Origin of the sequence: Chryseobacterium sp. Leaf180, from assembly GCF_001424585.1 — a bacterium.
Classification (GTDB): domain Bacteria; phylum Bacteroidota; class Bacteroidia; order Flavobacteriales; family Weeksellaceae; genus Chryseobacterium.
Window position 1 is genome coordinate 1 of record NZ_LMPJ01000005.1, and the last position, 8,521, is coordinate 8,521.

An 8,521-nucleotide genomic window follows, 5' to 3' on the forward strand; every position below is an offset into this window, starting at 1 on the left:
TGATAGTGTTGTTTTAAAAAACATCTTGGCATTGTAAATATATTAAAATTCTATTTCAATAATTGTTTGCTCAAGTTTGGATGAATAGGTCGTTTACCCTTGCACACAACGGGCCGCGTATTGGCGATAGTGGCGGATTAGAAAGCCGATACTTTCAATTTTGCACTAAGCTAAGCAACAGCCTTTCATTATTTTCTAAATTTATGAAAAAAGGAAATATAAAAGGCTGTTGCGACTAAAAAAGGAGCTTTCAACATCTTACTTACCCGCCATTTCGCCAATACGATGTTGAACTAAACCTCCGGTAGCTTTTCCCCTTCGCCATTTTATTAACTTTACTTCCAATTTTAGATGCTTTCATAATCTCCTCCACCGGAAGCCTTTTGCTTTCATATGATCGTTATCTGAGACTAATTTACATGATTAATGCAGCTTAAAGCAATTATTAGAAAAATTGTTGCTCATGTTTATTAGAGAGATATTTTATACTTATTTCAAGAATATTTAATTGTTCTAAAATATCTTATTAAAAGAATCTACGTTTATTAGAAGGTCATCAACAATCCATAGTTTATCAAATATTCGTTGTTAATTTACATAGGTTCTTTATTCCCAACATTAATTTCATCACTATTTTGTCTATCATGTAGTATATTTTCAGATCGGTCAGTTGTTTTTCTGGTCCATGTAATACTGGAGAAAAGCCCGTCCCGGTATACCCAGGCATGTAACAATGCTGCGGAAATGTGTCCTACTATCATCAGGAAAAATAACCAGGCCAACACTTTATGCGCGTCATGCATCAGCGCAAAGAAAAATGGATTCTCCGGAAGAATTGGAGGCAGATTTACACCGGGAACGACCTTTACCGGAAAACCGGCGGCTGACAATTGTGCCCATCCTGTAAGCGGCAATGCTACCATCATTCCATACATGATCCAATGCAGTCCGGTTGCTGCTTTCTCCTGAAAACCAGCCATGGTGGCAGGCATTTTTGGCACTCTATAACTTAGCCTGTTTATAAAACGTATGATTACCAATAACAGTATAGCTGCGCCTAAAGGAATATGAAGATCCAGCAACCAAGGTCTCCACCTCAAAGATGTCATCATTCCCAATCCGACGAATATCATGGTCAGTATCATTGATGCCATCAGCCAGTGCAAGATACGCGCAGTTGCATTGAAGTGAGTCGGCGGAGACGAAGGTCTATTTTTATTCGTAACCATGATTATTTATTTCTTATGGTTTCTTTTTGAGATTTTCCTACTGCATCTGTAGCCTTACCATAACCGATTTCACGTACCCGGTCACTGTGCGAATGAGAATAGATACCGGCACGGGCTGCCAAAACCGGGTCATCCGAAAGTGCAATTCCTTTTGGAACGCGGGTAGGATCAAAATTCACATCCCTGCAACCACCCTCAGTCTGGTCAAAAACCTGAGAAACTTCTAATGTACCTGCAATTATCTGTCGGCGGCTTTCCGGCCAAACCTGCGAAGGATCGTTTACCGGATCGCCCGGTTCGGCCAAAGTCAAAACGAGATCCCAGTACAACGGACCCTTTTTTAAGCGGTTTCTCAGATCTTCAAAAAGGAAGTCGTGGCTTGCCTGCTTACGCTGGCTTACACTCCACGAAGTAAATGGCGCATGTGGACGCATGGACCAGCGTACCGCCTGCTTTTTCCCCTCGGCATCAATCAAAATAAATGAATTGATAACATTGTATTGTGCACCTGCGAAACTGCGGGTCCAGGGTGCAGTAGCATCCCATTGCATATATTTCTGAGCCTCTGGATGTTTTTTTAAGAAAGCAGCTACCTTGACTGGATCAGGAGCACCAGTCTTTGCGACGGGCTTGTAAGCGTCTACCTGTTCTAAGAAACCTTCCGGAGTGCGGGTAGCAAAAAAAGGTTCATTGTTAAGCTTCATTCGCCATTGTTCTCCGTCATCAGCCGTGAGCAGTGCGGCCATACTTACTGTTCGAGTGGAATTATCAGGCGCATAGGGATCTGGGCTTCCCAGTGAGAAACGCCCGATAACCGGAACGTTTTGCTGTGCAAAAACCCTTGCAACAGAATATGGCATAGCATTACCTGAGGCACGAAAAGTACCTTCAAAACAGATTCCCTTTCCATGAGCCCGGCGGTAGCCTGCCGGATATGTTTTGGGAGTATCCTGCAAAAATGTTTCGGTGGTAGTTCTTCCGCCAATCAGTCCTGCTGTCCAAGCGAAGGCTAAAAGCAATGTCCCTGAAATCAGAGTAATACCTATTATTATAAAGAGTATACGCTTTGCTTTTAAATAGGCAGCTAAAGAATTTTTTTTCATATTTTCAAAAATTATTAAATGTGAAACTATGATTTCTGATCAATATGCAGTTTCCATTTCTATTACATTACGGTACAAATGTAGAGTAATCAAGAAGTGGTAGAATTACACTTTCCAGCTAAAAAAAAGGACTTTACTGCTTTGGGAATTCTTTGGGAGTCAGACCGGTATGTTTTTTTGTAAATCGAGTCAGATAAGAAGGTTCGGTAAATCCCAGATCATATGCAATTTCTTTTACCGTCTTTTTGCCGAGATACAGTTCCTTTCGGATTTCCAAAATGATACGGTCCTGAATCAGGTACTTTATTTTTTTATTGGTAATACTTTCGCAGATCTGATTGAGTTTTTTTGCTGAAATACTTAAGTTTTTGACATAAAAAGCCGCGCCCTTTTCTACAATAAAATGATTTTCTATGAGACTCATCAGTTTCCCGAAAACCGGATAATCCAAATACTCTCTGACCGCCGGACTTTCGTTAAAAATAGCTGACACATGAAATAAGATTGAAAACATATAGCTTTCCATCAGCAAAGCCCTATTATTGTTGTGATATTCTTCTAAAAGTAAATCAACAAGACTCTTCATTATAAGAGCACTCTCACTGTTCATTGATACCAACTGATTGATAAAAAAGCCATTAAGGTAACCTGATCCAATCTTCTGATTAATCCAAAAGAATACATCATTATGAATTAAGATTAAATAACCCATTTTAGTGGTTACATCAATTTTAACATTCTGATAAGGATAAATTACAACTGCCTGGGAGCCAACCGTCTCAAAATCATTAAAGTCAATACTGAAAGTGATATTTCCATCAGTTTCCGTACTCCACAACAAGAGATGAAAATCAAACCGCTGATAATAATCGAAAGCTCCTGCAGACAATTCCTCCAGCAAGAATATCTCTATACATGAAAATTCCGGTTTCGGGTGATGTGAAATTTGCTCTTTCAAAATATTGCAGACTGATCGGGTTAAATATAGGTTATAGATCTTTAACTCACGTTATCTTAGCATTTCGCGCTTTGTATCGTTTATTGAGATTATTTTTGATTATTCACTAAAATATTTTTTGTTAATTTTTGTTCAAGAATATCCAACAATTCGTTTTTATCAAAAAGAAGTAAATCAGTATTGATTTTCATTAATTGTGCTGGATTATATGTATGAACTAAAATTTTTGAATGTCGTCCACTAGTCATTTGCACTGTTGTAGTACTAAAATAAGCAATTTTATCCCAGCTTAAAAATACATGTTTTGATATATTATTGGTAATTCCAGAATCATCAATCTCTAATGCATAAATATTATTAAAACTTTTAATTAGACGAGTCATAAATATCCATAGAACATAAATTAAAGCAGCTACTCCTGCTGTTACACATATTGTAATCAAACATATTTCACGAGATATCACATAATTGTTTTTTAATAAATTATATAGCACGACGTAGCACATCATAAGACTTACAAAAATTACAAATAAAATTGCAATAATTTCTAATCGCTTAAATCTGATTTTCACTTTCATCTATAAACTATAATCATTATAACTAATTAATTTGAATTGTAAATCGTAATCTTAAGCTTTCACTTCGATGATCGTTTTTAAGACATTCTCTAGTGACTAATTTGCGAAAATCAGTCTAAAGGTTATTCACATTTATGAGCTTAATGTGCTGCTGACGTCGAAAAAACATTTATTATAACTACACCTAATACAATCAACAATATTCCAATAATCGCCGGAAAGTCTAAGCTTTGTTTATAATAAAAATATCCAACAATAGATATTAAAACAATTCCAACTGCAGACCAGATTGCATATGCAATACCAATTGGAATAGTTCTAATTGCAAGTGTCAGCATATAGAATGATGATATCATGGAGATAATAAATATTATAGTTTGGATAGGCTTAGTAAATCCTTCCGATGCTTTTAAAAAAGAAGTTCCTATGCTTTCAAAAAGGATGGCAAATGCCAAAAAAATATAATTTTTCATAAATTATTTAATATAATATTTATCTTATACGGGTATTATTAATTTAACAAAGCTTCTGCCATAAGTAAAGCTAAAGTTGGGACTACTCATTCGAACAGGTTTTATAGCAAAAAATTCACAAGAAACTCAAAACTTCAAAAGTTCACCACTCCACCTGCCGATAACGCGTAATTAGCGGCTGACAATTTTTCGTCTGTTAGTATCGTTTATTGAGACTAGTCTAACGGTTTCGGGCTTTGCGTTGGTGGGCTTTTGAAACCGAAAACTGTCTGCCAGCACCAAGTTTATTAATTGCTCAAATGTTTCTATTCGCATTGTTCGCCCACTAACGCAAAACCCGTGTTAGCTGACGTTTTTTATCTATCGTAGTACTCTCTACGTGCTTTTACGGTCTTGGTATAATCGTTCAGGTCTTGGCGTAGTATTTTTGCCCCTAAAGCTAGGCTTTCATTAGTGTCAGTTCCGTATTTCTTGTCGACTATTGTTAGAACATAGTCAACCATATAAGGATGCGTAAAGTCTGACCTCTTTACCTTAACGGTCAAATTGTTAATCGTGTAGTAATAAATCCAACTTGTTACGATTGTCTCAAACAGTTTTCCTTGTTCGTCTGCTGTCAAAGAGAATAACTTGTTATCGAGGTTAAGTGGGTTGAAGTCTAAGTTTAGGTGTCGGTTAAAGTCGTTAAATATTTTATCAAAACTCTCGCGAGTCAAGTTACTGAATAAACAGTTTACGTTTTTATTTTGAACCCGCAATTTTCCATTCTCGCCAGTCATTATGAAAAGCTTTGAAGTATCAATTTGCGGTAATGTCGGCCTAAAGAAGTAAATGTCTTCTGGATTGTCATTTTCATTTAGTCCGAATATGTTCATTGTCGTTTGTCTTAAAATGTCAGCTAACGTTATGCCACCTAGCGATGTTGCGAGCTTCGTGACCGATTATTTTCCGCTAAAGATAAAATTTCTTGCGAAACGTAAACGTGAATTTACCACAAAACTCGCAATATTGCTAAATGGCTGTTAGCGGATAGCCCTTTTACCTTTTTTAGGAAATTTATTAATTCTGAATACTATATATTATTTTCTTTTCAGAAAGATTAACTACACTAATAGATAAATCTTTGTTTAGTACAAAAACATTTTTACCGTTTTTAGAGTAAACAATCGCTTGTCTTGGTTCATTAAATCCTGTTATCACTCCAATATTAGTTAGTGTTGATACATCAATTATTGAAAGAGAATTATCTTCCTTATTTCCACTCAATAAAATGTTTTCATCTGAAGATAATGATGCGCCATAAGGATCTTTGCCTACAGAAATTGTTTGAGCGATTATACCTGTATTTAAATTAACTACTGCAATGGAATTGGAACCACTATTAGCAGCAAATAATGTTTCACCATCTTTAGTAATAGAGATAGCTCTTATTTTGCTAAAACCAGTAATAGTTGTATCGATTTTTAAAGTTGCTGCGTCCACAACCGAAATAGCGTCGCTGGCAAAATTGGTCACGTAAATCTTTGTATTTGTTGCGTTTAATTTAATACCTTGTCTTGGTTCGGCAAAACCTGTTATTATTTTTTTTACCGATTTACTTGAAAGGTCAATTACCGTTACTGTATTTGTTGCCTCATTATTAATATAAATTTCTTGACCATTGTTGCTAATTGCTGAACCAAATGCTCCAAAGCCTACCGCATATTTTTCAATGATTTTAAATTTCTTTGTTTCCAGTACAGTTAAAAATCCGGTGCTGCTGTCAGTGATGTAAAACTTCATTCCATTAGGCGAAAAAATGATGTTTCTTGGACTAATGAATCCAAATATCTTTTTTATTAATTTACGAGATTTTAGATTATAAACACTTACGAAATTTACGTCGCTGTTTGATGCTAATGCAATATTTTCGGTTGGACTTATTGCTAAAGAATTATTTTTTATGTTGCCGTCAAAGATTTGTTGCGCTTGAGTTTTGGTAGCAATAATACTAAAGAATAGTATTAACATTCCAATTTTGAATTCATTTTTCATATTTTTAATTTATTAGTTTGTTAAAGTTGTTACAGCCCAAAGTGCAGCAGTTGCTATAATCACCCATAGAATTACACCTTGAAATAATGGTTTAAATCCAACAGAGGATATTGTTTTTCTATTCAATCCACATCCTATTAAAAACAAGGTAAGCGTTAATCCTGCTTTTGCAAAATTTGTTAAATAATGATTGTATTGTTGAACAAAAGGAATATAGGTATTTGCAATCATTGCAAGAACAAATAATCCAATAAAGTAAGGAATTTTTATTTTACTGTCTTTATTTTTAAAAATAAAAGTTGATAAAAAAGCAACAGGAATTATCCATAATGCTCGTGCTAATTTAACAGTTGTAGCAATCTCTAAAGCTTGCGGACCATATTTACTTGCTGCACCTACAACAGAACTGGTATCGTGAATAGCAATTGCACACCACATTCCAAATTGTGATTGTGATAAATTTAATTGATGCCCAATAAAAGGAAATAAAAATAAGGCTACAGAATTTAGAATAAATATAGTTCCTAATGCAACCGATATCTGTTTTTCTTCTGCCTTTATTACAGGAGAAATAGCAGCAATAGCACTTCCACCACAAATGGCTGTTCCAGCTGATATTAAGTAAGAAGTCTTTTTTTCTATCTTTAAAAACTTACCCATAAAGAAACCAATTACTAATGTTCCAATAATAGAAACTATTGTAAATAAAATACCTTCTTTACCCGCTTTTAATGCACTTGTAACATTCATTCCAAAGCCCAAACCAACAACAGAAACCTGTAATAATATATGAGTTGCTTTATGATTTAGATGTAAATATGGATGTCCAATAAATTGCGCAATTATTAAACCCATAAGTAGGGCAATTGGCGGTGATATTAATGGAGACAAGCAGAGTACAACTGCTAATAAAAAAATCACTTCTCTCGTGGTTATACTTTTGTCTAATAAATTTTTGAATCCTTTTTGATTTTCCATCTTACTTTATATATTATTGTTGGTACAAATTTCTGGAAATAAAGGATATGTTGGAAATTGTAAAAAGTTATGCGTCATTACTTAAAGTTATAATGATTGGCAAATTTCATAAATAATTCGGGTAAAGCCTCAACTTGACCTTGTTGTTGGATAAAGTAAAAACTCCTTTCGATAGACAAATGTTGAACATCTATTATTGTAAATTTATTTTCTTTAAGTTCTTTGTATATGGAATGTAATGATATAAAAGCCATAGTGTTGCTGTGAAGTATATAATTTTTAATACTTTCAGTGCTGCCTAATTGCATTTCAATTTTTAAATCTGAAATTTTTACATTCAAAGATTTTAAATGATGTGCAATAACTTCTAGTGTTCCTGATCCTTGCTCGCGAAACAAGAGAGGAATGTTTTTCAGCTCATCAATAGTAATGTTTTGTCTTTTTGAGAGAGGATTTGTGCTATTTGAAACTAAAACAATTTCGTCTTTGACAAATTCGGTATATTTTAGATAGGCTTTTTTGGATTTTCCTTCTATGATACCCAAATCAATTTCATTTTTTTGCAGCGCAATTTCAATTTGTTCTGTATTATTAGCTTCTAAAGAAACGATAAGTTGGTCAAATTTTTTATGAAATGATGCTAAAATTTCAGGTAAAAGATATTGAGCAATTGTTGTACTCGCACCAATTCTTAATTTTCCGTTGAAATTTTGAGAAAGAGAATTAATTTCAAATTCTAAATTACGATAGGTTTCAAATATTTTTTCGGTATGAGAAAATAATATAAGTCCTGCTTTTGTTAATTTTACCTTTGAGCCATTTCTTTCAAAAAGTTTAGTTTTCAGAAAACTTTCAATTTCTTGTATGTGTTTTGAAACTGCTGGCTGCGTAATAAATAATTCTTCGGCAGCTTTTGTAAAATTAAGTCGTTTTGCTACTTTGTGAAATACTTGTAAACGAAAATCAAACATTATTATAGGATTAAGTTATTTTACTCATTTTTTCTTGAGTTCTCCAAGGGTTTCCGCTAACACCCAAATATACGCATTGCGCCAATACAAAATATATAATGTTGCGCCTATTCTTTTATATATTTTATTTAAGATTCTGTTTGTTAGTTGATTAAATATTGAATATTTTTGGATAAACGCAATGATATGATGAATGA

The 8,521-nt window shown here is 34.2% G+C and carries 9 protein-coding genes; all 9 read right to left on the minus strand.

Going from position 1 to position 8,521, the window contains the following annotated elements:
* Positions 1-593: 593 nt before the first annotated feature.
* Positions 594-1,229, minus strand: a complete 636-nt coding sequence (locus ASG01_RS07550; protein ID WP_055862352.1) for a cytochrome b — start codon at positions 1,227-1,229, stop codon at positions 594-596.
* 2 nt (positions 1,230-1,231) lie between these two features.
* Positions 1,232-2,185 carry a catalase family peroxidase gene (locus ASG01_RS07555; protein WP_202966981.1) on the minus strand — a complete coding sequence of 318 codons (954 nt, stop codon included), beginning with the start codon at positions 2,183-2,185 and terminating at the stop codon, positions 1,232-1,234.
* 280 nt (positions 2,186-2,465) lie between these two features.
* Positions 2,466-3,290, minus strand: a complete 825-nt coding sequence (locus tag ASG01_RS07560; RefSeq protein ID WP_131725337.1) for a helix-turn-helix domain-containing protein — start codon at positions 3,288-3,290, stop codon at positions 2,466-2,468.
* 89 nt (positions 3,291-3,379) lie between these two features.
* Positions 3,380-3,754 (minus strand): hypothetical protein, encoded by a 375-nt coding sequence (locus ASG01_RS07565; RefSeq protein ID WP_131725338.1) that lies wholly within the window; start codon positions 3,752-3,754, stop codon positions 3,380-3,382.
* Positions 3,755-4,008: 254 nt separating this feature from the next.
* The gene (locus tag ASG01_RS07570) at positions 4,009-4,341 is read right to left on the minus strand and encodes a DMT family transporter (RefSeq protein WP_055862360.1); all 333 of its coding nucleotides are present in this window, start codon (positions 4,339-4,341) and stop codon (positions 4,009-4,011) included.
* 356 nt (positions 4,342-4,697) lie between these two features.
* On the minus strand, positions 4,698-5,216 hold the full coding sequence (locus tag ASG01_RS07575; protein ID WP_055862362.1) for a hypothetical protein: 519 nt from the start codon (positions 5,214-5,216) through the stop codon (positions 4,698-4,700).
* 184 nt (positions 5,217-5,400) lie between these two features.
* Complete coding sequence (locus ASG01_RS07580) at positions 5,401-6,375, minus strand: YncE family protein (protein WP_202966982.1); 975 nt, start codon at positions 6,373-6,375, stop codon at positions 5,401-5,403.
* Positions 6,376-6,387: 12 nt separating this feature from the next.
* Entirely contained in the window at positions 6,388-7,353 is a 966-nt protein-coding gene (locus ASG01_RS07585) for a YeiH family protein (protein WP_055862364.1), read from the minus strand.
* Between the two features lie 77 nt (positions 7,354-7,430).
* Positions 7,431-8,324 (minus strand): LysR family transcriptional regulator, encoded by an 894-nt coding sequence (locus tag ASG01_RS07590; protein WP_055862367.1) that lies wholly within the window; start codon positions 8,322-8,324, stop codon positions 7,431-7,433.
* Positions 8,325-8,521 lie beyond the last annotated feature (197 nt).